Raw genomic sequence first — 22,729 nt, 5'->3', positions numbered from 1 at the left:
TCTTCGGGCAGGGTGTCAAAGCCGTTCAGGCCGTAGTTCCATTTCAGGCGTGCGCCGGTGGCGGCAAAGGTTCCGCTGCCGGGGGAGTCGCGGTACATAAAGGCGCCCACGCCGTAGGGGGTGTCGTTCAGTGTGAGGCTGTCGTCGGGCACAATCAGCGTGTGGCCGGTGCCGGTGCCTGCCGCAGCGCCCTCCAGCGCCAGCTTGCAGTGCGGGTAGGGCAGCTCGCCGGTAAAGTACTTGGCAATCACCCAGGCGGCGTCCCAGTTAATGTCGTCGCGCCAGGAGTTGTCCCAGCTCAGGTCAAACTCAATCATCACCGTTTTGGCCACCGGGTCGTTGTCCACCAGCGCCACCCTCGTAATCTGAAGGTTGTTCGCAGCCAGCCCCATAGCAGCCAGCAGCAGGAGAGCAGTAAAAATCTGTTTCATTGTAAAATTGGATTAAGATGAATAAAAAGATGTTATTGAAGATTATTTAAAAGAAGGAAAGAGTTTTTCGATATTTAAAGCGCAGCTATACTGTAATTTACTCGCCCACTTGCACATATTATCTACAACTTCCGTTTGCCGACAACAAAGTTGAGCATAAGACCAATCCAAAATACAAATTGCTGAAATTTTTATTCATTCTAAATTATAAACCAAAATGACAACCTCGAAGAGGTTTGACTATTGTAGTAAACAACCCGCCCATCAAAGACCCACAATCCCGCAGGTGCGGGATTGGACTATTATAGCTAATGACCTTTTCTATAATCCAAACCGCAACCTCAAAGATTTTTGACTATTTCCGCCAAATCATTCATATAATCCAACCTCTGCGAGGTTGCCTTATCAGTTCATTCGGTTATCTTAACCTACAGTATTCCAACCCTTTCAGGGTTGCAATGAACATTAAAATCATTCGGCGACAACCTCGAAGAGGTTGGACTTGTGTAGCTAATGAACTTTTCTATAATCCACATCACAACCTCGAAGAGGTTGGACTATTTAGTAAAATAGAGTGCACATTCACCTCTATCAACCTCGAAGAGGTTGGACTATTGCAGTAAAACCCCAACCCTCACCACCGCAACAACCTATAAGAGGTTGGACTATTTTCACCAAATCATTGATAGAATCCAACCTCTACGAGGTTGATGAAATAGTTCTTTCGGTTGCCTTAACCTACAGTATTCCAACCCTTTCAGGGTTACAATGAACATTATAATCATTCGGCGACGACCTCGCTGAGGTCGGACTATTGTAGCAAAAACAAAGTCCACATTCACCACCACAACCTCGCAGAGGTTGGACTTTTGTACCAAAAATCCATCCCGATTATCCCCCTCCCACAACCTCGAAGAGGTTGGATTAATGTAGTAAAACCCCAACCCTCACCACCGCAACAACCTCGAAGAGGTTGGACTATTTCCGCCAAATCATTCATATAATCCAACCTCTGCGAGGTTGCCCTATCAGTTCATTCGGTTATCTTAACCTACAGTATTCCAACCCTTTCAGGGTTGCCAAAGGTATTACAATCATTTGGTGACAACCTCGTAGAGGTTGAACTATTGTAGCTAACGACCTTTTCAATAATCTATATCACAACCTCGAAGAGGTTGGACTAAATTTAAAAAAATCCATCTGATTTACATTTCAGGTTTTGATTAATAATTCTACTTTTACCAAAAAAATCAACTATGGGAGCCAGTTCATTTTCACAGCTTTACATTCATCTTGTTTTCAGCCCACATTTACATTGTCCGGTTAAAACTATAAATCACCAGGAACAAATTTTTAAATTCACTGCTGGCCTACTGAACAGCATGGGACATAAATCTTTGGCCGTGAACGGCATGTATGATCATATTCATATTTTCTTTGGCCTAAAACCTTCGATGAGTATTTCGGATGTGGTAAAAGAAGTTAAACGTTCATCTACTAATTTCATAAAGCAAGAATTTCAATATTCCAAATTTTCATGGCAGGAGGGGTATGGAGCATTTTCATACAGTCGTTCACATATCAGCAATGTTGTCAATTATATCATCAATCAAAAAGAGCATCACAAAAAAAAGACTTTTCGTGAAGAGTACATCGAGTTACTGGAAGATTTTCAGATTGAATATGATTTGAAATATCTGTTTGACTTTTTTGATTGATATTGCCTTAGCCCAACTTTTAGTAGATTAATTTAATCCAACCCCCTAATGAATTCGGACAGGCTTTTCCAAGTTATTGCAAGTTTAATTTCTAAACGTGTAATTGGACTATTATCGACAACACGTTGATATAATCCAACCTCTACGAGGTTGCCCTATCAGTCCATTCGGTTATCTTAACCTACAGTATTCCAACCCTTTCAGGGTTGCAATGAACATTAAAATCATTCGGGGACGACCTCGCTGAGGTTGGACTATTGTAGCAAAAACAAAGTCCACATTCACCGCCACAACCTCGAAGAGGTTGGACTTTTGTAGCTAATGACCTTTTCTGAAATCCACACCACAACCTCAAAGATGTTTGACTATTTCCGCCAAATCATTGATATAATCCAACCTCTGCGAGGTTGCCCTATCAGTTCATTCGGTTATCTTAACCTACAGTATTCCAACCCTTTCAGGGTTGCAATGAACATTACAATCATTCAGCGACAACCTCGCTGAGGTTGGACTATTTTCACCAAATCATTGATATAATCCAACCTCTTCGAGGTTGCTCTATGAGTTCAATCGGTTATCTTAACCTACAGTAATCCAACCCTTTCAGGGTTGTAATGAATCATTTTCCAACTGTGGTTTCCATAGGAAACTTCAGATTTTCGGCTTTGACGAAATAGGCTTTTACGGAGCCTACGAGGATCTTAGCTTCAACCAGGATGGGGATTTTATTTCTGTCGTCGGTAACCCACACAAACAAATCTTCGCCACCACTGAAAATTGTCCCTTCAACCAACAATACCGAAAACTTGTGGCAGCGGTATTTTGAGCCGTCATAATTCTCCACATGCTCCATCCCAAGATATCTTCCGAAGATTTCATACACGCGACCGTCAATCATCAGGTGGAAAGTGATTTTGTCTCCGGGTTCCATTTGGCTGAAGTCAAGCGAACGGGCATAATAAACTGCCGTTTGAACATCCATTACTCCATCCCCAAGTGGTACGATACTTTTGGTGAAGGGTTTATTACTGTTCTCAATTTGTGTAATAATCTGCTTGTTTGGGTAGTCAAAGTTGTACTTTTCATATGCCTTATAACCCCCTTCGCTGGTGTTGCGTGTAAACCAGTATGGCATCAATGTTTCAGCATCAGCCACCGATTCAAAGTAGTCGCGTACCTTGAAAAACCAATCGTAGGAAGTCAATGTGCGCCCAGCACTTTTAAACTGGTAAGCGCCTCTTTCACCGTATTTCAGGCTATCAACCAAAAACTCCGCTTTGCCGGCTTCTACCCATACAAAATGCCAGTTGTAGGCTACCTGGTAATAGAGTTTTTCACCTGCTTTAAATGGCAACTCTACCGGTTGAGCAGGAAGAAGGATCTGAACTGATAAAAGGACTGTTATTAAAGGTATAGCAAAAATGGGCAGAGGTTTAGAGGAAATGCTCCGGAAAATCAGAAAAGCAACAGTAGCAAAGTGGTTTAATTTCTTCCATATTCCCATAAAAATAGTGATCCATCCACGCCAACGTTTTGGCCCGGCATTGCTATAAATCTTGTTTTTATCCGTTAATGGCATTTTCTTCAATACTTTATCAAGCACATTCATCAGCCAAACGATGGTTACTCAAACTTATTGATCTTTACGGACAAATACCTGGTCGCTGAGTTTGGCAATTTTTATGTTCATATACCCGAAAAAGATCGTCATCAGCGGACTGATCAGGTTGAAAAAGCAGTAAGGCAAGTAGGTCAGGGTTGGAATGCCGAGGACAACAGATTGTGTGGCGCCACAGGTATTCCAGGGGACGAGCACAGAAGTAACCGTTCCGCTGTCTTCGAGGGTGCGGCTAAGGTTTTGGGGAGCTAATCCCCTTTCGCGGTAAGTGCTGGCAAACATTCTTCCCGGCACCACAATACTGAGGTATTGGTCACTGGCCGTAATATTGAAGAAAATGCAGGTTCCTGCTGTTGATGCTATAAGCGACCCCTGGCTGTTAGCCCACCGGATCACAGTCTGGGTGATTCGCTGCAGCAACCCGCCGGCCTCCATAATACCGCCAAAGACCATCGCACAGATAATCAGCCAGACCGTATTAAGCATCCCCCGCATACCGCCCGTTGACAATAGACTGTTCACCATTTCGTGGTCGGTGGTCACGCTGATACTGGTGTACATCGATTTCATAATAGCAACATAGGCAGCAACGTGGAATTTACCTTCAATCCCACTCACCTGTTCGATGATCTGAGGCTGGAAAATCAGTGCGAACAATGCTCCGGCAAGTGTCCCTGAAAGTAATGCTGGCAGTGCCGGAATTTTCATCACTATCAGAGAAATGACCATGACAGGAACAATAAAAAGAAGCGGTGTAACATTAAATGTTCCATTGATAGCAGATAGAATGGGTTGGATATCATTGATTTCGGTGGATTGAGTGCGGGAAAAACCAATAACCAGGTAAATGATCAGTGTGATTGTAAAGGTTGGCGCGGTAGTTAATACCATGTATCGGATATGGGTAAAAAGATCAGTTCCTGCCATCGCAGGCGCCAGGTTGGTAGTATCGGACAGTGGCGACATTTTATCTCCAAAATAGGCCCCGGAAAGAATAGCTCCGCCAATCACACCATCCGGCAGACCAAGGGCTCGTCCGATGCCAAGCAAAGCCACACCAAGCGTTGCCACTGTTGACCAGCTGCTGCCCGTTGCCAGCGAAACAATGGAACTTACAATGCAGGCCGCCAGGAGAAAAATAGTAGGATTAAGAATCTGAAGCCCATAATAGATCATGGCAGGCACAATACCACTCAAAAGCCAGGTGCCCGCCAGCGATCCGATTAACAAAAGAATCAGTATGGCTGACATGGCTGATCCGATGCTTTTTACAATTCCTCCATGCAGCTCTTCCCAGCTTGTTCCGGAAATAAAGGCAACAATTGCAGCCACAGTGGCCGAAAGGACCAACACCATCTGGTTGGAGCCGGCCAGAGAATCATCACCAAAAATGAAAACATTAATTGAGATTAATGCCGTTAGAAAAACTACCGGGATTAATGCCTCAAGCAGAGTTGGAGGACGCTTTAGTCTTGTCATATCATCACGTTCAAAAATTTGATCTTAGGTTAGCCTTAATTGACGGCTAAAATAAAGGGATTTTTTTTATCGCCATTCATTCACTATCTGAATAAAAGCTTCCTGTGCAAGGCAGCACCGGGGTGAATTTGAGTTTGTGTTCCTTACCGTGGATCACTTAATCCAAAAACAACAAGACATAGTGCAACTTTTGCCAGTGCGGCATAGCATTTATTATGTGAAAAATTGTTTTGACAACAAATATTCGTTTGAAAAAATGTGATCTGTTACAAATATTCGTACGTAAAAGTGTGATTAACGACATTTATTCGTATGAATTTTTGTATTTTTGCAAAAAAGTTAACAACCATGAAAAGAACTAAAATCGCTGAACTAATTTCGTGGAAGGACTCTACATCCAGAAAACCACTGATTATCAGAGGTGCACGACAGGTTGGAAAAACCTGGTTAATGAAAGAATTTGGAAGAATTTATTATGAAAATACAGTTTATTTGAATATTGAGAAAACCAAACGATTGGAAACCATCGTAAAGGATGATTTTGATATTCAGAGAATCATTCTCGCACTTGAAGTTGAATCCGGAGTGAAGATTGATCCAGCAAACACTCTAATAATTCTGGACGAGATCCAGGCAATTCCGAAGTTAATAACTGCCTTGAAATACTTTTGCGAGGATGCTCCTCAATTCCATATTATGGCAGCAGGATCTCTTCTTGGAATGGCCATCCACTCCAATGTTTCATTTCCGGTAGGAAAAGTTCAGTTTCTTGATTTATATCCACTTTCATTTATTGAATATTTAGAAGCATTTGATGAAGTAAATCTTGTGGAGATGCTCAGTAAGTGCGATTGGAAACTCATTACAGCTTTCAAATCAAAATTTATAGAACATTTAAAGCATTACTATTTTGTGGGTGGAATGCCTGAAGCAGTTTCCCATTTTGTTGTAAATAGAGATTTCAACGAAATCCGCTCTATCCACAAACAAATTCTCTACGCTTACGAACAAGATTTTTCCAAACATGCGCCGGTCAGTATAGTCCCAAGAATACGCATGGTATGGAATTCGATCCCGTCGCAACTGGCAAAGGAGAACAGAAAATTCATTTATGGACTCATAAAAGAAGGCAGTAGGGCAAAGGATTATGAGTTGGCTTTAACATGGCTGAATGATTGCGGACAGGTTCACAAAATCAACAGAGCAGTAAAACCATTCATTCCACTGAAAGCTTATGAAGATTTTTCTGCCTTCAAAATGTTTCTTGTTGACATAGGCTTGTTGGCTGCAATGGGCGACATTGATCCAAAAACAATCATTGAGGGAAATGCTATATTTACCGAATTTAAAGGCGCGCTCACTGAGCAATATGTTTTGCAACAGATGGTTACTGAAGATCTTTTTAAAATTTTCTACTGGTCAGCAGAGCGGTCGAGTGCAGAGGTTGATTTTATAATTCAATTTAATGGTCTTGTATTACCAGTTGAGGTAAAAGCAGAAGAAAACCTGCACGCAAAGAGCCTTAGAGTATTTCATGAAAAGTTTGCCCCAAAGCTCACGGTTCGTACTTCAATGTCAGACTACCGCCTGGAAGAATGGCTGATAAATTTACCATTGTATGCCATCAGTAGCTTAAAAAGGATAGCCAATAAGTAAGATGTCGTATTAAGTGAAAAAAAACCGAACAATTGATCAGGCTGATCTCGCATTGAGCAATTTGTTTTACCTTCCCATAACTCCAAAATAAATATCTTTGCGCCCTCATTTTTATCATTCACAAAAGTTAGCCTGATGGACAAAAACACAATCTATGGATTAATCCTCATTTTCGCTATTTTTATCGGATTTTCCATTTTCAACCAACCCTCAAAGGAGGAAATCGCCCGGCGTGAGCAGGTTCGTGATTCACTCGAGATGGTGAAATACCGCCAGGATTCTATCGCCAGGGTAAGAATTGCAGACATCGAAAAGAAGGCTGAGGAAGAAGTAATTATTAATGAATTCACCGACTCAATTTCAGCAGGCAACAACCAGGCGTTGATTGACAAACTTGGAGCATTCGCTTTGGCTGCCCAGGGCAAGCAGGAAGAATTTGTGATCGAAAATGATCTGTTGAAGATCCGGATTTCGAGCGTAGGCGGAAAGATCATCAACGCACAACTGAAGGATTATAAAACTTTCGACTCATTGCCGCTGATTTTATTTAATAATGATGATGCCGTATTCGGTTACACCTTTTTTGCCAACAGCCGCCGTATCAGCACAAACGATCTGTATTTTCAACCTTATTACCCTGATACAAAATGGACTGACAGTAAAACAATGACTGTCACCGGAAATGACTCCCTGCGTTTTGCCATGCGCCTTTACGCGGTTGCTCCTGACGGAACACCCGACCAGTCAAGATACATTGAGTACCTCTACACCATTTATGGCGATAACTATATGCTCAGCTACCGGTTGAACATGGTAGGAATGAATAAGGTGATTGATCCCGGAACTGGTTTTATTGACCTGACCTGGAGCGCCGATATGCGCCGCCAGGAACAAAGTATTGAAAACGAACGCAATGAATCAACCGTTTACTGGAAATTTGATAAAGAGTCCGTTGATTACCTTTCGGAGCGCAAAGATGATGAACAATCGTTGAAATTACCTGTGAAATGGGTCTCTTTCAAAACCCGCTTCTTTTTAGCCACACTGATTGCAGATCAGGCTTTCACAAACGCAGAAATCAAGTCGTTTAGTGACCTGCAGAACAGCGATGAGCATTATCTGAAATCAATGTCCGCGCTTGTTGCTGTCCCTTATGATTTCTCCCCCGATCACAGTTTCGAAATGAATTTCTATTTTGGCCCAAATAAATACAGCACTCTAAAACAATACAAGCTTGACCTGCAGCGCCAAATCCCTTTAGGATGGGGTTTCTTTCTGATGGCCTGGATTAACATTTATGCGGTGATTCCGGTTTTTGACTGGCTGGGCGGGTATGGTTGGAACTATGGCATCGTAATCCTGATTCTTACAATTTTGCTTAAAATTGTGCTTTTCCCCATAGCCTACAAAACCTATAAGTCTTCGGCCAAAATGCGGGTACTGAAGCCTGAAATAGAAGAAATTTCCAAAAAATTCCCGAAGCCTGAAGACACAATGAAGAAGCAGCAGGCTACCATGGCACTTTACAAAAAAGCTGGAGTCAACCCAATGGCCGGATGTGTGCCAATGTTGCTGCAGTTCCCCATCCTGTTGGCTATGTTCAGGTTTTTCCCCTCCTCCATCGAACTAAGGCAGGAGGCTTTCCTTTGGGCTCACGACCTGTCAAGTTACGACTCGATTCTTGATTTGCCTTTCAATATCCCATTTTATGGTGCGCACGTCAGTTTATTCACACTACTGATGACCGTATCAACAATCATGTACACCAAACTCAACAACGACATGATGGGCTCAACCAACCAGATGCCCGGAATGAAAACCATGATGTATATCATGCCGGTAATGTTCCTCGGAATATTCAACAACTTTGCTTCAGGGTTAAGCTACTACTATTTCCTTGCGAATATTCTCACGTTTGCCCAGATGTTCCTGATCCGCAAAACGATAGATGAGGATAAAATTCATCAGCAAATCCAGTTAAACAAGACCAAACCGGTGAAGAAATCGAAGTTCCAGGCCAAACTTGAAGAACTGACCAGGCAGCGTCAGCAGCAACTTTCAGGAACTAAAAAGACCAATAAATAGATCGCAGTATGCAACAAATGATATTGATTCTCGACTTCGGTTCTCAATACACCCAGTTGATTGCCCGACGTGTGCGCGAACTGAACGTTTACTGCGAAATTCATCCGTTTAACCAAATACCGTCACTTGAGTACGTTCAGGGAGTAATCCTCTCCGGAAGCCCTTTTTCAGTTTCAGATCCTGATTCACCAAAACCTGTCCTGGAAAATATTCTCGCAAAAAAAATTCCTCTCCTTGGTCTTTGTTATGGTGCGCAATACCTGGCCAAGATCAATGGCGGAGAAGTTGAACCTTCCAAAATCAGGGAGTACGGACGTGCCAACCTGAACCATATTGACCAGTCCAACGCTTTGTTGCATGGCATGACACCCGGTTGCCAGGTCTGGATGTCGCACGGCGATACCATTCTCTCCATTCCGAAGGATTTCAGGATTATTGCCGGAACCCATGATGTACAGGTGGCAGGGTACCAGGCAGGTAATTCATCAATCTATGGTATTCAGTTTCATCCCGAAGTTTACCATACTTCCGAAGGCATGACACTGCTTTACAACTTTGTTGTGGGTATCTGCCATTGTTCTCAAAGCTGGACTCCAGCAGGATTCGTCGAAAGCACTGTGCACTGGTTACGCGAGGATTTGAAAAACGACAAGGTGGTATTAGGACTTTCGGGTGGGGTAGACTCATCGGTCGCTGCTCTTTTACTGCACAAGGCCATTGGCAGCCAACTACACTGCATTTTTGTGGACAACGGTTTGCTTCGCAAGTTTGAATTCGAAACAGTGCTTGAAGCTTACCGCGATATGGGGTTGAATGTAAAAGGAGTTCGTGCTGCCGATCGTTTTTATGGAGCATTAAAAGGCAAAACAGATCCCGAAGAAAAGCGAAAAGTAATCGGTCGTACTTTTATTGAGGTATTTGATGATGAAGCACACCGGATCGAAGAAGTAAAATGGCTTGCCCAGGGTACCATCTATCCTGATGTCATCGAATCGGTTTCAGTAAAAGGCCCATCGGCCACAATCAAATCGCACCACAACGTGGGCGGACTTCCTGATTTTATGAAGTTAAAAGTAATTGAACCGTTGAAAAGCCTTTTCAAAGACGAAGTCAGATGGGTTGGTCGTGAAATGGGACTAAAACCGGATATCCTCAACAGACATCCCTTCCCCGGCCCCGGGCTTGGAATTCGTGTATTGGGCGAAATCACTCCGGCGCGGATAAGCATTTTGCAGGATGTTGACCATATTTTTATCCAGGGTCTGAAAGATAACGGGCTTTACGACAAGGTCTGGCAGGCGCTCACTGTGCTACTTCCCGTCAGTTCGGTCGGTGTGATGGGCGACGAGAGAACCTATGAAAATGTGGTAGCCCTCAGGGCTGTCGGCTCAACCGATGGGATGACTGCTGACTGGTCACACCTTCCTTACGAATTTTTGGCCAAAGTATCCAACGACATCATCAATAAAGTAAAAGGAGTAAACCGCGTGGTGTATGACGTCAGTTCAAAACCACCTGCAACAATTGAATGGGAGTGAAAGAAGGGGTTGAGAAGACTATAGGTTGAGGTTGAGGGTGAGGTTAAGGTTGAGGTTGAGGGTAAGGTTGAGGTTGTCGGTATGGCTGCGGATGTTTTTTAAGAAATGAATATCAACCTGCCAGTCCCGCACGTGCGGGATTGAGACCTGGCAGTGTTTTATCTAAATAATAATGAATTCCGAATACAGCATTGGATTTAAAACTATGATGATTGTAATGGGGTTTTCCAATCATTGGCACAAAAATAAAACCTGCTGAATGGAGTTTTTAAGCATTGAATTTGTTTGATTAAAAGAACAATAATCTCAACATGAATTTAAAAAAAGCACTTCTGATCGTCTTTCTGGCTCTTTCCTTTTCCGGATTGCAGGTTCAGGCTCAGGATACAATTCGACGTTCTGCTGTGACCGAAACTATAGGTGGTAACCAATTTTATATTCACAAGGTCGAACGCGGGCAAACCCTATATTCAATTGCACGCGCCTATGAAGTAAAAGTCGCTGATATCCTGCAAAACAACCCCGGAACTGATGAAAACATCCAGCCGGATGATGTGATAAAAATTCCTTTTTCAAGTTCACAAAATGAAAACCAGGGATCGAAACCCATCGGAATGAACCACCGCCGTGTGGCAAAAGGTGAAACATTGTTCAGCCTGGCAAAAGAATATAACGTGACTGTTGAAGAGATCATTGCCGTCAACGACGACCTTACCGAGGGACTGAAAGAAGGCGGTTTTGTGAAAATTCCCATCTTCGACCGCACGCAACCCGCATTGGCCGGGCAGCAGCAACAAACAACCGTGCAGCCTGAAATTAAACCGGCATCAACAGTAGTTGCATCTCCCGACGCAGCCTCTACCACCTTGACCCAGGATAAAGACGGAAAAGGATACTTCGAGTTCCAGGAACGCAACAGAGAAACCCTTTATGAACTTGCCATTCGCTATCGAATCAGTATCGACAGCATTTACGCCATCAACCCTGGGGTTAGCGATAAACCGGTTAAGGGACAAATCATTAAAATACCCATTAGCAGCGTTGAAAGGGATTACATTACCCATAATGTTCGGCATCGAATTACCCTGAACCGGCTGGCCAACGATTATAAGACCGAAGTTGATAAGATTTTAGGCATCAACCCCTACATTTCACGTCAACTGCAACCAGGACAAACAGTTAGAATCCCTCTTCCTCCGCGAAAACCAGATATAATTGCCGAACAGGAAAAACCTGTGATTTCTGAAGAGATGATTCGTGAAGAATTAAAACAGAAAATACCCAATGGTGATTTTTGTGATCAAATAACAGAAAAAGGGAGCTTTAACATTGCACTGATGATGCCCTTTTTCTTTAACGAATTGGATAAAAGTGGCGAAGGTTTCATTAAATCATTCCTGTTCATACAGTATTATGAAGGAATGTTGCTGGCGTTGGATTCTTTGCGGAAGAAGGGATTTAACGCCAACATTTATGTTTTCAATGTTGAGGAGGACATCGCCCAGGCAAAAGCAGTATTACTGAATCCTCAAATCAAAGAGATGCACCTCATCATCGGACCATTTTACAACAGTAGTTACAGGATTGTCGCCGAATTTGCCCTAAGCAATCAAATTCCGATTGTGAACCCGCTTTCTAACCGAAATGATTTTTTGACAGGTAATCCATACGCTATCAAGGTAATACCTAATGAAGACAGAATCTTTGATGCTATGGCCGAATATATTTACAGCAAACTCAGTAGTGCTGAAGTATTCATCGCACGTCACAATTCCATGCGTGATGAACAGATCATCACCAAATTAAGATCAGCACTGACCCGGCAATTGAATCCCGACGAAATTCATTCTCCAGCCCCTTTTTACGAAATCATTTACAGCCGCGACAGTTTAAATACTTTTAAAAAGATGGCTTCAACCTCAAAAGAGAATGTTGTCATCGTCTATACCGAAAACAAGTTGTATATACTCGATCTCATGCGCAAACTCAATATGCTGCGCGAAAATTACAAAATAACAGTTTTCGGCCTCCCTGAATGGTTAGAAATGGAAGGTCTCGATTACAAACATTTGAATAACCTTAATACCCATGTGATGACTTCTGAGTATGTGGATTTCGAGTCTGATGCTGTTAGAAATTTTGTGCTGAAATACAGGGAAAAATATCAGGCTGAACCTGAGAATTACGCATTCAAAGGGTATGACACTGGTCTTTTCTTTTTCAGCGCACTCATAAAATATGGTTCACATTTTACCGAATGCTTACCCTACCATGATGCATCCACCCTTTTTGGTAACTACCAGTTCTTATCAACCGATGGCAATGGTTTTGAAAACCAGGAGTGGAAAATACTACGCTTAAACAACTATCAATATCATCAAATCCGAACCAGTTCCCGGATGCGTAGCAACAAGCCATAAGATTGACAGGATCAGTAATACATTTCATAATCCTATAATGAATGTATTGCATACCAATCAGCTCATTCTGAACCAGTGGATAATCAAAATTCCTATGATTAACATGATGATACCGGTAACCTGTTTGCGGTTTACTTTTTCTCTTAATACCAGAACACCAAACAACACAGCAAAAACGATAGATGAGAGCCTGACCGGCACTGCAATGCTAACATACACAAACTGCAAGGCCATGCGAAAGGAAAGAAAAGACAGGAAAAGTACTGCCCCACCGATTAATATTGGTTTGTAATGTTTTGCTATATAAACATTCATCGATTGCTTTCTTTCGAAAACGAAAACATAAACCAGCAGCATCCCAGCCATAAAAAGAAGGATGAAATTCATGTAAATAAAGATGTTGAATACGCTGATTCTTGATTTATCAAACACCGATCCGATGGCATACATAAAAGAAGCTGCAAGCGCCAGCCTTGCAATACCATAATCTTTGCCTAAAAAAATCATCTTTTTGATTTCTGAAAAGGATAATGAACGTAATTGTATCAATATGGCGCCACCGAGCGTGATAAAAATCCCAACCCAAACAGAAAATGGAATGATCTCTTTCAGAAATACCAAAGCCAGTATAGGTATAAACAGCGGGCTAAGCATGGCCAGCGGATACACGATCGCTATATCGCCCCTTTCAAAACCATTAGAAATAAACACCTGGTAAAAAGTGTAAAACAAAGAAGCTGCAAAAACATAAGGTACTGCATTCCATGGAATTGAAACAGGAACGCCGGATAAAAAAGTAGCAACCAGCGACAGCAAGGCTCCTACACCAAAAATTCCTGTGAGGAACAACCTGCTTCCATTTTCACGGCGCATCAGAAAATTATAAAATGCATGAAAAAAACCAGAAGCCGTAATCAACAGCAGATATTCTATCTTCATAATCCGGGAAAGGTTTCAATTTCGAGCCCTAACTGGCGGTCAAAAGTAGATTAAATCACCAATACGAGCATTCGTGTTAATTTATAGTTTTGCACAGTAATCATTTTTGTAAACCATGACAAAGAGCACCTTCAACATACCCGGAATGGACTGCCCGTCAGAGGAGAGCATGATAAGGCTGAAGCTGGAAGATGTTGCCGAAATCAAACAACTCGAGTTTAATATCCCTGAACGGCGTCTCGATGTGTATCACACTGGAGGCCTTGATAAAATTGAATCATCTCTCAAATCGCTTAATCTGGGTGCAACCATGGCCGGTTCTGAGCACTGCGAGATCAATCCGGTTTCAGGGGACCGGATGCAAACAAAAGTGCTTTGGGCGGTGCTGGCCATCAATCTTTCACTTTTTGTTGCTGAGATGATTACCGGTTTCATCTCTCGCTCCATGGGACTTGTAGCTGACTCCATCGATATGCTTGCTGATGCCTTCGTTTATGGGCTAAGTCTTTATGCGGTTGGGGGAACAGTTAACCGGAAGAAAAAGATTGCCAGAACAAGCGGTTATTTTCAAATGACACTTGCGTTTCTTGGGTTTGCTGAGGTTATCCGGCGGTTCACCGGCTTCGATACACCTCCGGATTTCACCATGATGATCATTGTTTCGTTGGCTGCACTTGCCGGAAACACGCTCTGTCTTTATCTTCTTCAAAAAGCCAAAAGTGACGAAGCCCACATGAAGGCAAGCTGGATTTTCACCTCAAACGATGTTCTGGCCAACCTTGGAGTAATTACTGCCGCCCTGCTGGTGCTGGCTACAGGTTCAAATCGCCCCGATCTGATCATCGGAACCATTGTTTTTGCATTGGTTATGCGAGGAGCATTCAGAATACTGAAGCTGGCCAAATGATAAACCCTTTATTCACCGCGAGCCAAAGCATCAGAAATCTTGTTTTGCATCACCCTACCGGCCTGCCAATTCTTGTTTCAAAGGATGAAATCTGTGCCTCGTGAAGATACATTCTGGCTGCTGGTACAAACTCGTGAAGGGTATTGAAATGTGAAAGATCGTAGAATATTTCATGGTCGTTCACAAACCACCTGGCAAAATATGACCAAAAATCTTTCATTTTATTCAGGATTGTCCTTTCTCTTTTATATTTATCCCTGATTTCACAATACAATTCATCATGGAAGTTGTATTGCCGCTTCCGGATAATATCCGCATTGAGTTGCGATGTGCCCCTGACCAGTATTTCAGGTAAAAAGGGATTAACAAGCACTCCCCTGCCAAGCATCCATCGGGTGATGACGGGATATCTCTTTTTCAATTCTTCAAAAAAGCCAATGGTTACTATGTCACCGCTGAAAACGATGGGGTGTCTGATTTCTCCGATCACCTGATCCAAAACATTCAGATACAACTCCCCTTCATACATCTGGCTGCCAATGCGGGGGTGGATCATCAGGCTTTCGAGCGGAAAATCGTTGTAAACACCGATCAGATCATAAAATTCATCAGGTGACTGAAATCCAAGACGTGTTTTTATGGAGAGTTGCAATGGCAACTGAGGAATCATCTTTTCAAGAATCGCACGCAACTTATCAGGAAAAGGCAGAAGCCCTGACCCTCTTTGCTTTCGGGCAACCTGAAGTTTTGGACAGCCCAGATTCCAGTTCACTGTTTCGTAGCCCAGATCGGCCAGGCGATGTGCAAGCCGGATAAATTTCCCCGGCTCATTACCAAGCACCTGTGGAATGACCGGAATACGGGAATTCAGGTCGGGCATCACATCACGCAGATGTTTTGCCTTAAAAATCAAACTTTCTGAAAGCGGAATAAACGGGCTTACTGCAACATCAATTCCGGTAAAAAATGATGCCCAGGCCTGACGAAACTCAACCTCAGTATAGCCCTGCAGTGGTGCAAGATAAATCATAATACAGGTGTTAAACGTAAACGCATCAGACTGATCTAATAGAAAACAAAAGTAAAATTATTCATCAATGCTGTCCGGGTAAAATTAATCAATCGTCCTGAAACCCCTAATTTCTTTAACCTCTACGAGGTATTTTTAAATTCGGGGTAACCTCTTCCTACAATACTTCACCCCGTACGTACGGGGATTCCGCATAGCGCCTGCCTGAATGCTCAAGCAGGCAGGGATAAAGTATTGTAGCAGAGAATTTTACGATTTGCAAAATTTCCACGTAGTGGATTAACAAATTTTAGTCGGTCAGTAGTGATTATTCATCAAAGCTAAACGGAACCAGGATCACATTTCTCACGACATCAATTCCCAGAGCCCAACTAACAATCACTGCCTTTATCGATAAGTTGCACAATCCATCACATAAGTCATTCTGCCAACATTGAACAAAAAACACGGAACGCAAAAACCAGGAATCATTTTTATCCAAATTTAGATTGTCTATAAATTGCTTTTCAGGTGGTTAAACTTGTACAACAATATATACTTTTACACCCTCAAAACATATTTTGACTATGCGGATAGCAAGGATAACCACTAAACAGAGCCAACCGGCAACCGATGCTGTTGATCTCTCCCTGATAGATCATCTGATCGAAAAGTACAAAAACAAAAAAGGGAATATGATCCCATTGCTCCAGGGCGCTCAAACCATTTACGGCTATATACCGAAGGCGGTATTCGAGAAAATTGCCGGTGACACAGGCCTCAGCCTTAGCGATATGTACGGCGTTGCTACATTTTATGCGCAATTCAGGCTCAACCCGGTCGGTAAATACATCATCAAAGTTTGCCATGGAACAGCTTGTCATGTGCAAAATGCCACTAAAATCAGTGAAGCACTGGTGGAATCACTTAAGGTAGCCGATGGCGGTACCACCGAGGATCGGCTTTTCACCCTTGAATCGGTAGCCTGTCTGGGTTGTTGCTCATTGGCTCCGGTGATGATGGTACATGATAACACATACGGCAAGTTAACTGGATCAGAGGCTGTAAGGATTATAAAAGAAATCAGGATAAATGAAATGAGCAAAAACAACTGATCATTTTGAAGATCGAAAAATAGTATCGCAAGAAAAACAAACAGAATATGTCAAAAACCAAAGTAATAGTAGGCCTGGGAAGTTGCGGTATTGCAGCCGGAGCCAACAAGACCTATCAGAAAATTGAACAATTGCGGATGGCCGAGAATCTCGATTTCGAGCTAAAGAAGACTAGTTGTATCGGCATGTGTTTCCGCGAGCCGTTGGTAGAGATCATCGACGATACCGGTTCTTACATTTATGGAAATGTGGATGAGAACAGGGTGGTGGAATTATTGGAAAAGCATGTGGTTAATCACGAGCCAATCCGGGAGTTTGTTGTAAAGACTGATCTTTTCGAAACACCAGATCATCTCTTTTTTGACAACCAGATAAAGATTGCCCTGCGCCATTGTGGTTATATCGACCCTGAATCGTTGGAAGAATATGAGGCGCACCAGGGGTATGAGGCTATAAAAAAAATCGCTGATGAAGGGATAACCCGCGATGAAGTGATTGAATTGGTGTTGCAATCTGGGTTGCGCGGTCGTGGTGGCGGCGGTTTCCCTACAGGGATGAAATGGCGGTTTGCCAGGAAAAGTGAATCCGATGAGAAATATATCATCTGCAATGCCGATGAAGGCGACCCGGGCGCATTCATGGATCGCTCGCTGCTTGAGGGCGACCCCCATGCAGTGCTCGAAGGAATGATTATTGGCGCTTATGCCATTGGTGCTAATGGTGGCGTCATCTATTGCCGCGCTGAATACCCATTAGCGATTAAAAGATTGAATATTGCCATCGAGCAAGCCCGCGACCAGGGCTATCTTGGCGAACATATTATGGGTATCGAAGGCTTTTGCTTTGACATTTATGTGAAAGAAGGAGCCGGTGCTTTTGTCTGTGGAGAAGAAACCGCGCTTATCGCATCTGTCGAAGGTGAACGTGGTATGCCCAGGAAGAGACCTCCATTCCCGGCCATCTCAGGGCTCTGGAAAAAACCCACCAACATCAACAACGTTGAAACCTGGGCCAACATTCCATGGATTATTATCAACGGCCCGGAAGCCTACGCAAAATACGGCACCGAAAAAAGTAAAGGCACTAAAGTATTTGCACTGGCCGGCAAGATCAATCATTCCGGCCTGGTAGAAGTGCCTATGGGAATCACCATCCGCGATATTATCTACAAATTGGGTGGAGGAATTCCCGGAGGAAAAAAATTCAAAGCCGTACAGCTGGGTGGCCCCTCAGGCGGCTGCATTCCCGAGTACCTCGCCGATACCATTGTTGATTATGATTCGGTGAATGCCACCGGCGCTATCATGGGTTCAGGCGGCATGGTGGTGATGGATGAGGATACATGTATGGTGGATGTTGCAAGATTTTTCCTCAATTTTACCCAAACCGAAAGCTGTGGAAAATGCACCTTCTGCCGGATTGGGACCAAACGGATGCTTGAAGTCCTGCAGCGCATTACTGAAGGTAAAGGTAAGATGGAAGATATTGATACGTTGGAAGAACTGGCTTACCAGATCAAAGACAACTCGCTGTGCGGACTTGGCCAAACGGCGCCAAATCCTGTGCTTACAACGCTCAAATACTTCAGGGACGAATACACAGCACATATTCTGGAGAAAAAGTGCCCGGCAAAAGTTTGCAAAAGCCTGCTCACCTACGAAATCATTCCGGACAAATGCACCGGATGCACGGTTTGCGCCAAAAAGTGCCCTGTAAATGCCATCACCGGCGAACGCAAAATGGCTCATGTAATCGATCAGGAGATTTGTATCAAATGTGGCGATTGCTACTCACGGTGTAAGTTTGATGCCATAATTCTCCGCTAATTTTCACAAAACCAAAAAGTTTTACGCCAAATGAACGACACTTTCAACATCATCCTCAACGGGAAAATAGTAAAGGGAAAACCGGGCGAAACCATCCTTGAGCTTGCTCGCCGCAACAATGTGCATATTCCGACCCTCTGCAACGATCCGCGCCTTGAGCCTTTCTCCTCCTGCTACCTCTGTGTAGTCGAAATAGAAGGCTACCGGATTTTGCAACCCGCCTGCTCCACAAAAATTGCTGAAGGTTTCAAGATAGAAACTGAAAACGAGCGGATCAGAAAAGCGCGGAAAACAGCACTCGACCTGCTGGCGAGCAATCACTACGCCGACTGCATGGCGCCATGCAAGTCGACCTGCCCGGCAGGTGTGGATGTGCAGGGGTACATTTCGCTGATCGAAAAAGGATTATACTCCGAAGCGATCGGCCTGATCAAAGAGACCAACCCCTTACCGGCCATTTGTGGACGCGTATGCGTCAGACCCTGCGAAGCTGCCTGCCGTCGTAATCTGCTGTCTGAAGGAACAGGCGTTGGCATTGATTACCTGAAGCGTTTTGCCGCCGACATTGACCTGGAATCACCAAGCCGTTTTATCCCCAAAGTTGCTCCGTCAACCGGTAAAAAAGTAGCCATCATCGGCGCCGGGCCGGGAGGTTTATCCTGTGCTTATTTTCTTCAGCAAAAAGGCCATCAGTGCGACATCTACGAAGCAGCTCCCGCACCTGGTGGCTGGCTGCGTTATGGAATCCCGGAATACAGACTCCCAAATGATATCATTGACAAAGAAGTAGCGGCTGTAACCGAACTTGGAGCAAAGATATTTTACAACCAAAAATTAGGTGACAACCTTCATTACCACGAACTCAAGAAAAACTATGACGCCGTAATTCTGACGATCGGTTCGCAAAGGGGATCGCTCCTGGGTTGCGAAGGTGAAGATGCCGGAAATGTCTTCTCCGGGATCGACTTTTTAAGAAACATGGAAGTGACTGGCCAAAGATACAATTTCAAAGGAAAAACGGTGGCTGTTGTGGGGGGTGGAAACACCGCCATGGACTGTTGCCGCACATCCATCAGATGCGGTGCTGACAAGGTGTATGTGATCTATCGCCGCACCGAAAAGGAGATGCCTGCCAACCCAATCGAAATTCACGAATCAAAACTCGAAGGCGTTGAATACCTCTTCCTGACCAACCCCAGGTTGGTAAACAAGGATGAGCAGGGCAATGTGCACTCCATCACCTGCCTGCGAATGGAACTTGGGGAACCCGATGCTTCTGGCCGTCGCCGTCCGGTACCAAAAGAAGGTTCTGATTTTGATGTAAAGGTGGATTACATCCTGGCAGCAATCGGTCAGAAAACCGAAGTGAATTTTCTCGAAGATGTAAATGGAATTGCTGATAGTGGCCAGTTAAAAGTCACTAAATGGGGCGACATAGAATGCAACAGAACCACGCTGCAAACCGGAATCCCATCGATATTTGCTGCCGGCGATGGCGTTTCAGGACCAGCAACAATTATTGAAGCCATTGCACAGGCCAAAGTGGCCTCGCGCAGTTGTCACCAGTTTTTAACAGGACAACCAATAGTACCGGAAACCAAAGAATTTCTAAGCAGGAAAGATAATTTTCACGAACAGCAACCCGACAAATATATCGGCAGATACCTGCATCAGTTGCGCCAGGAAATGCCTACCATCGAACCAGACAACCGGATTAATTTCAATGAGGTTGAGTTGGGATATGCCAATGAGGAAATTGCCCGCCAGGAAACCCAACGATGCCTCGAGTGCGGATGCGTGGAGTATTTTACCTGCGATTTTAAAAAGTTTGGAACTGAATACCATGCAGAGCAAAAGCATTTTGAAGGCGCCTTCAACGAGTTTGAAGTAGATTTCTCGCACCCGTATATCGAAATCGACAACAATAAATGCATCCTCTGTTCCCGATGCATCAGGATTTGTAAAGAAGTGGTCGGCGCCAATGCACTCGGGTTAGTCAACAGGGGATTCAGCACATTTGTAGCGCCAACCATGGGAAAATCACTGCTCGAAACCACCTGTGAATCCTGCGGCCTGTGCATCGAAACGTGCCCCACTGCAGCCATGTCAGAAAACGTTCCTTTTAAACCCGGTCCGATGCGCTTCGACACCATCGAAACAGTGGATAACATCGGCCCTGAAGGATTTGAAATCAACCTGCACCACAAAGCAGGGTTCTTCATGAAGGCATCAGGAAGGGTAGGCGATCTTAATAAAGATGGCAACATCAGCCGCCAGGCAAAGTTTGGATACAAATACCTTAACGACAGGTCCCGTATCACCAAACCGTTGTTGAAGGTAAACGGCAAATTTGAGCCCATTACTTTTGAGAAAGCCTTTCATCTGATCATCGATAAAATCAAATCCGTTGAACCAGATCACAATGCATTCTTCGCCGGTGCACGCCTGACCAACGAGGAGATTTACATGATCGAAAAACTGGCACGTGCAGGGGTAAAAACAAACAACGTCAACTGTTTCCAATACATTGGAAGAGGTATAGGTTATGGCATGAATGCAATGGTTTCCGTTCCATTTGAGCAAATTAAAGAAGCCAGCCGGATCTATATTTTTGGATCAAATCTGCATATGGACTACCCACTGGTGAATCATATGATTTTCAATGCCCATCATCGTTACAATGTTCCGGTGGAGCTATTTACCAACCAGAGCGAAAGCGGCATGGAACATAAAGTTGACCGGGTGCATCACATCAAATCCTATTATCATTTTATCAAGGCAGTAAATTATTACCTGCTATCAGGAGGCCATGAAAACCAGCTTTTCATCAAAGGACGATCCACAGGATTTGAAGATTACAAAAAGCATTTACTTGCAGAAGATTTTGACGAACTGTTCGAAAAAGCCGGTATGACCTGCATCGAAGAACTGGTGCAGTTTGCCAAGGGATTTAACGAAGAGCAGAACGCCATCCTCGTTTTCACCGAAAAAGAGATATCAGCCAATACAAGCTATGAACTGCATAACCTGGCCATCATCACCGGTAAGTTAGGCAAAACAGCGCAGGGACTTTTAGCCATCAAAGAGAAAAACAATACCCAGGGTATAATCGACATGGGTGGTTGCCATAAAGTTGCTCCCGGTTTCCAGTTGTGCGATGACCCAAAAGTGATTGAAAAGCTAAAGGAAAAGTGGGGAGTAGCCGAACTGCCAACCCGAATTAAAAGCCCATACAAATTGTTGATTGAGCATGATCTTAAGAATCTCTTCATTTTTGGCGAAGACCCCGTTGGATGCGCTATGGATAAAACCGAGATCGAAGACTGGCTCATTTCTACCGAGTTTATTATGGTGCAGGATTACTTCTTCACCGAAACCGCCCTAAAAGCTGACCTGGTGCTCCCTGCTTCATTGCCATTCGAAATTGGTGGAAGTTTTACCACCACCCAGCGTAAACTCCAGAAATTTGACAAACAAATGGAATCTGCCATTGAAAAATCGTCTCCGCAGCAACTCATCGAACTGATGAAAGGTTTTGGGTTAAACGGAATCAACGACCAGGAAGATGCGCTCAACGAATTCTTCAGTTTGCTACCACCCCAGACTGATCGGGAAAAGATGGTTTTTCAGTTTAATGTTACTAAAAAGGACAACGCCAACCGGCTGTTCAATCACGGCTGCGACATTGTGAACAAGCGGTTCGACGATGAATTTGAGCAGGCATTTGAGGCAGAGTAATATCATCAGTAACAGTTTACTTTAATTGGCAACTGAAACCGAAAAGACGGTTTTAGTTGCCATTTAATCATCTCAAAGCAAAAGCAAATTTTTTTCTATGATTTCGTCCTTGTCTGATGGCTTTGAAATAATTCCAAACACCTTTTGCCAGCTACCTGATGACAATTACACACTTACATGTTATCCTAGCCATTAATTATATTTTACGCTTTTGTCTTTGTAGTCTGCCTTGAATTCGGTTATTTTGCAA

14 protein-coding genes are annotated in these 22,729 nt (G+C 43.6%); 9 read left to right on the top strand and 5 right to left on the bottom strand.

The features are described 5' to 3' along the window. A partial coding sequence (locus IH598_03830; GenBank protein ID MBE0637629.1) for a hypothetical protein occupies window positions 1–431 on the bottom strand: 431 nt, incomplete at its 3' end. 1,256 nt (window positions 432–1,687) lie between these two features. On the opposite strand from IH598_03830, the gene tnpA reads away from it, so the two are divergent. Next, window positions 1,688–2,149, top strand: a complete 462-nt coding sequence (gene tnpA / locus IH598_03825) for an IS200/IS605 family transposase (protein MBE0637628.1) — start codon at window positions 1,688–1,690, stop codon at window positions 2,147–2,149. A 619-nt stretch (window positions 2,150–2,768) separates the two neighbouring features. Here tnpA and IH598_03820 read toward each other — a convergent pair. Beyond that, a complete protein-coding gene (locus IH598_03820) occupies window positions 2,769–3,758 on the bottom strand; it encodes a DUF3108 domain-containing protein (GenBank protein ID MBE0637627.1) in 990 nt (329 codons plus the stop codon). A gap of 24 nt (window positions 3,759–3,782) precedes the next feature. Then, window positions 3,783–5,246: a Na+/H+ antiporter NhaC gene (gene nhaC / locus IH598_03815; protein ID MBE0637626.1), complete on the bottom strand. Its 1,464-nt coding sequence runs from the start codon at window positions 5,244–5,246 to the stop codon at window positions 3,783–3,785. A gap of 348 nt (window positions 5,247–5,594) precedes the next feature. Between nhaC and IH598_03810 the strand changes: the two genes are divergently transcribed. From IH598_03810 to IH598_03795, 4 genes are all read left to right on the top strand, one after another. After that, window positions 5,595–6,902, top strand: a complete 1,308-nt coding sequence (locus tag IH598_03810) for an ATP-binding protein (GenBank protein MBE0637625.1) — start codon at window positions 5,595–5,597, stop codon at window positions 6,900–6,902. Between the two features lie 135 nt (window positions 6,903–7,037). Further along, the gene (gene yidC / locus IH598_03805; protein MBE0637624.1) at window positions 7,038–8,987 is read left to right on the top strand and encodes a membrane protein insertase YidC; all 1,950 of its coding nucleotides are present in this window, start codon (window positions 7,038–7,040) and stop codon (window positions 8,985–8,987) included. 8 nt (window positions 8,988–8,995) lie between these two features. Then, window positions 8,996–10,525 carry a glutamine-hydrolyzing GMP synthase gene (gene guaA, locus IH598_03800; GenBank protein MBE0637623.1) on the top strand — a complete coding sequence of 510 codons (1,530 nt, stop codon included), beginning with the start codon at window positions 8,996–8,998 and terminating at the stop codon, window positions 10,523–10,525. Window positions 10,526–10,836: 311 nt separating this feature from the next. Next, entirely contained in the window at window positions 10,837–12,945 is a 2,109-nt protein-coding gene (locus IH598_03795; protein ID MBE0637622.1) for a LysM peptidoglycan-binding domain-containing protein, read from the top strand. A 57-nt stretch (window positions 12,946–13,002) separates the two neighbouring features. On the opposite strand, the gene IH598_03790 is transcribed toward IH598_03795, so the two are convergent. Next, on the bottom strand, window positions 13,003–13,884 hold the full coding sequence (locus tag IH598_03790; protein MBE0637621.1) for an EamA family transporter: 882 nt from the start codon (window positions 13,882–13,884) through the stop codon (window positions 13,003–13,005). A 115-nt stretch (window positions 13,885–13,999) separates the two neighbouring features. Here IH598_03790 and IH598_03785 point away from each other — a divergent pair, with 115 nt between their 5' ends. Continuing rightward, window positions 14,000–14,791: a cation transporter gene (locus IH598_03785; GenBank protein MBE0637620.1), complete on the top strand. Its 792-nt coding sequence runs from the start codon at window positions 14,000–14,002 to the stop codon at window positions 14,789–14,791. A 49-nt stretch (window positions 14,792–14,840) separates the two neighbouring features. On the opposite strand, the gene IH598_03780 is transcribed toward IH598_03785, so the two are convergent. Further along, window positions 14,841–15,821 (bottom strand): tRNA-dihydrouridine synthase family protein, encoded by a 981-nt coding sequence (locus IH598_03780; protein ID MBE0637619.1) that lies wholly within the window; start codon window positions 15,819–15,821, stop codon window positions 14,841–14,843. Between the two features lie 566 nt (window positions 15,822–16,387). Between IH598_03780 and nuoE the strand changes: the two genes are divergently transcribed. From nuoE to IH598_03765, 3 genes are read left to right on the top strand one after another with little or no spacing between them, the layout of a single operon-like run. Then, window positions 16,388–16,915 carry an NADH-quinone oxidoreductase subunit NuoE gene (nuoE, locus tag IH598_03775; protein ID MBE0637618.1) on the top strand — a complete coding sequence of 176 codons (528 nt, stop codon included), beginning with the start codon at window positions 16,388–16,390 and terminating at the stop codon, window positions 16,913–16,915. Between the two features lie 47 nt (window positions 16,916–16,962). Continuing rightward, window positions 16,963–18,741, top strand: a complete 1,779-nt coding sequence (locus IH598_03770; protein ID MBE0637617.1) for an NADH-quinone oxidoreductase subunit NuoF — start codon at window positions 16,963–16,965, stop codon at window positions 18,739–18,741. A gap of 30 nt (window positions 18,742–18,771) precedes the next feature. Next, window positions 18,772–22,479: an FAD-dependent oxidoreductase gene (locus IH598_03765; GenBank protein MBE0637616.1), complete on the top strand. Its 3,708-nt coding sequence runs from the start codon at window positions 18,772–18,774 to the stop codon at window positions 22,477–22,479. The last annotated feature ends 250 nt before the right edge of the window (window positions 22,480–22,729 follow it).

Source organism: Bacteroidales bacterium (assembly GCA_014860585.1).
Classification (GTDB): domain Bacteria; phylum Bacteroidota; class Bacteroidia; order Bacteroidales; family 4484-276; genus RZYY01.
The sequence above is the reverse complement of the archived record's forward strand: the minus strand, read 5'-3'. Positions and strand labels throughout refer to the sequence as shown.

Excerpts from the sequence above, each read along its gene's own strand:
- tnpA (MBE0637628.1), top strand. The coding sequence starts at position 1,688 with ATGGGAGCCAGTTCATTTTCACAGCTTTACATTCATCTTGTTTTCAGC.
- nuoE (MBE0637618.1), top strand. The coding sequence starts at position 16,388 with ATGCGGATAGCAAGGATAACCACTAAACAGAGCCAACCGGCAACCGAT.
- IH598_03795 (MBE0637622.1), top strand. The coding sequence starts at position 10,837 with ATGAATTTAAAAAAAGCACTTCTGATCGTCTTTCTGGCTCTTTCCTTT.
- yidC (MBE0637624.1), top strand. The coding sequence starts at position 7,038 with ATGGACAAAAACACAATCTATGGATTAATCCTCATTTTCGCTATTTTT.
- IH598_03790 (MBE0637621.1), bottom strand. The coding sequence starts at position 13,884 with ATGAAGATAGAATATCTGCTGTTGATTACGGCTTCTGGTTTTTTTCAT.
- IH598_03810 (MBE0637625.1), top strand. The coding sequence starts at position 5,595 with ATGAAAAGAACTAAAATCGCTGAACTAATTTCGTGGAAGGACTCTACA.
- IH598_03780 (MBE0637619.1), bottom strand. The coding sequence starts at position 15,821 with ATGATTTATCTTGCACCACTGCAGGGCTATACTGAGGTTGAGTTTCGT.
- IH598_03765 (MBE0637616.1), top strand. The coding sequence starts at position 18,772 with ATGAACGACACTTTCAACATCATCCTCAACGGGAAAATAGTAAAGGGA.
- IH598_03820 (MBE0637627.1), bottom strand. The coding sequence starts at position 3,758 with ATGAATGTGCTTGATAAAGTATTGAAGAAAATGCCATTAACGGATAAA.
- IH598_03770 (MBE0637617.1), top strand. The coding sequence starts at position 16,963 with ATGTCAAAAACCAAAGTAATAGTAGGCCTGGGAAGTTGCGGTATTGCA.
- guaA (MBE0637623.1), top strand. The coding sequence starts at position 8,996 with ATGCAACAAATGATATTGATTCTCGACTTCGGTTCTCAATACACCCAG.
- IH598_03785 (MBE0637620.1), top strand. The coding sequence starts at position 14,000 with ATGACAAAGAGCACCTTCAACATACCCGGAATGGACTGCCCGTCAGAG.
- nhaC (MBE0637626.1), bottom strand. The coding sequence starts at position 5,246 with ATGACAAGACTAAAGCGTCCTCCAACTCTGCTTGAGGCATTAATCCCG.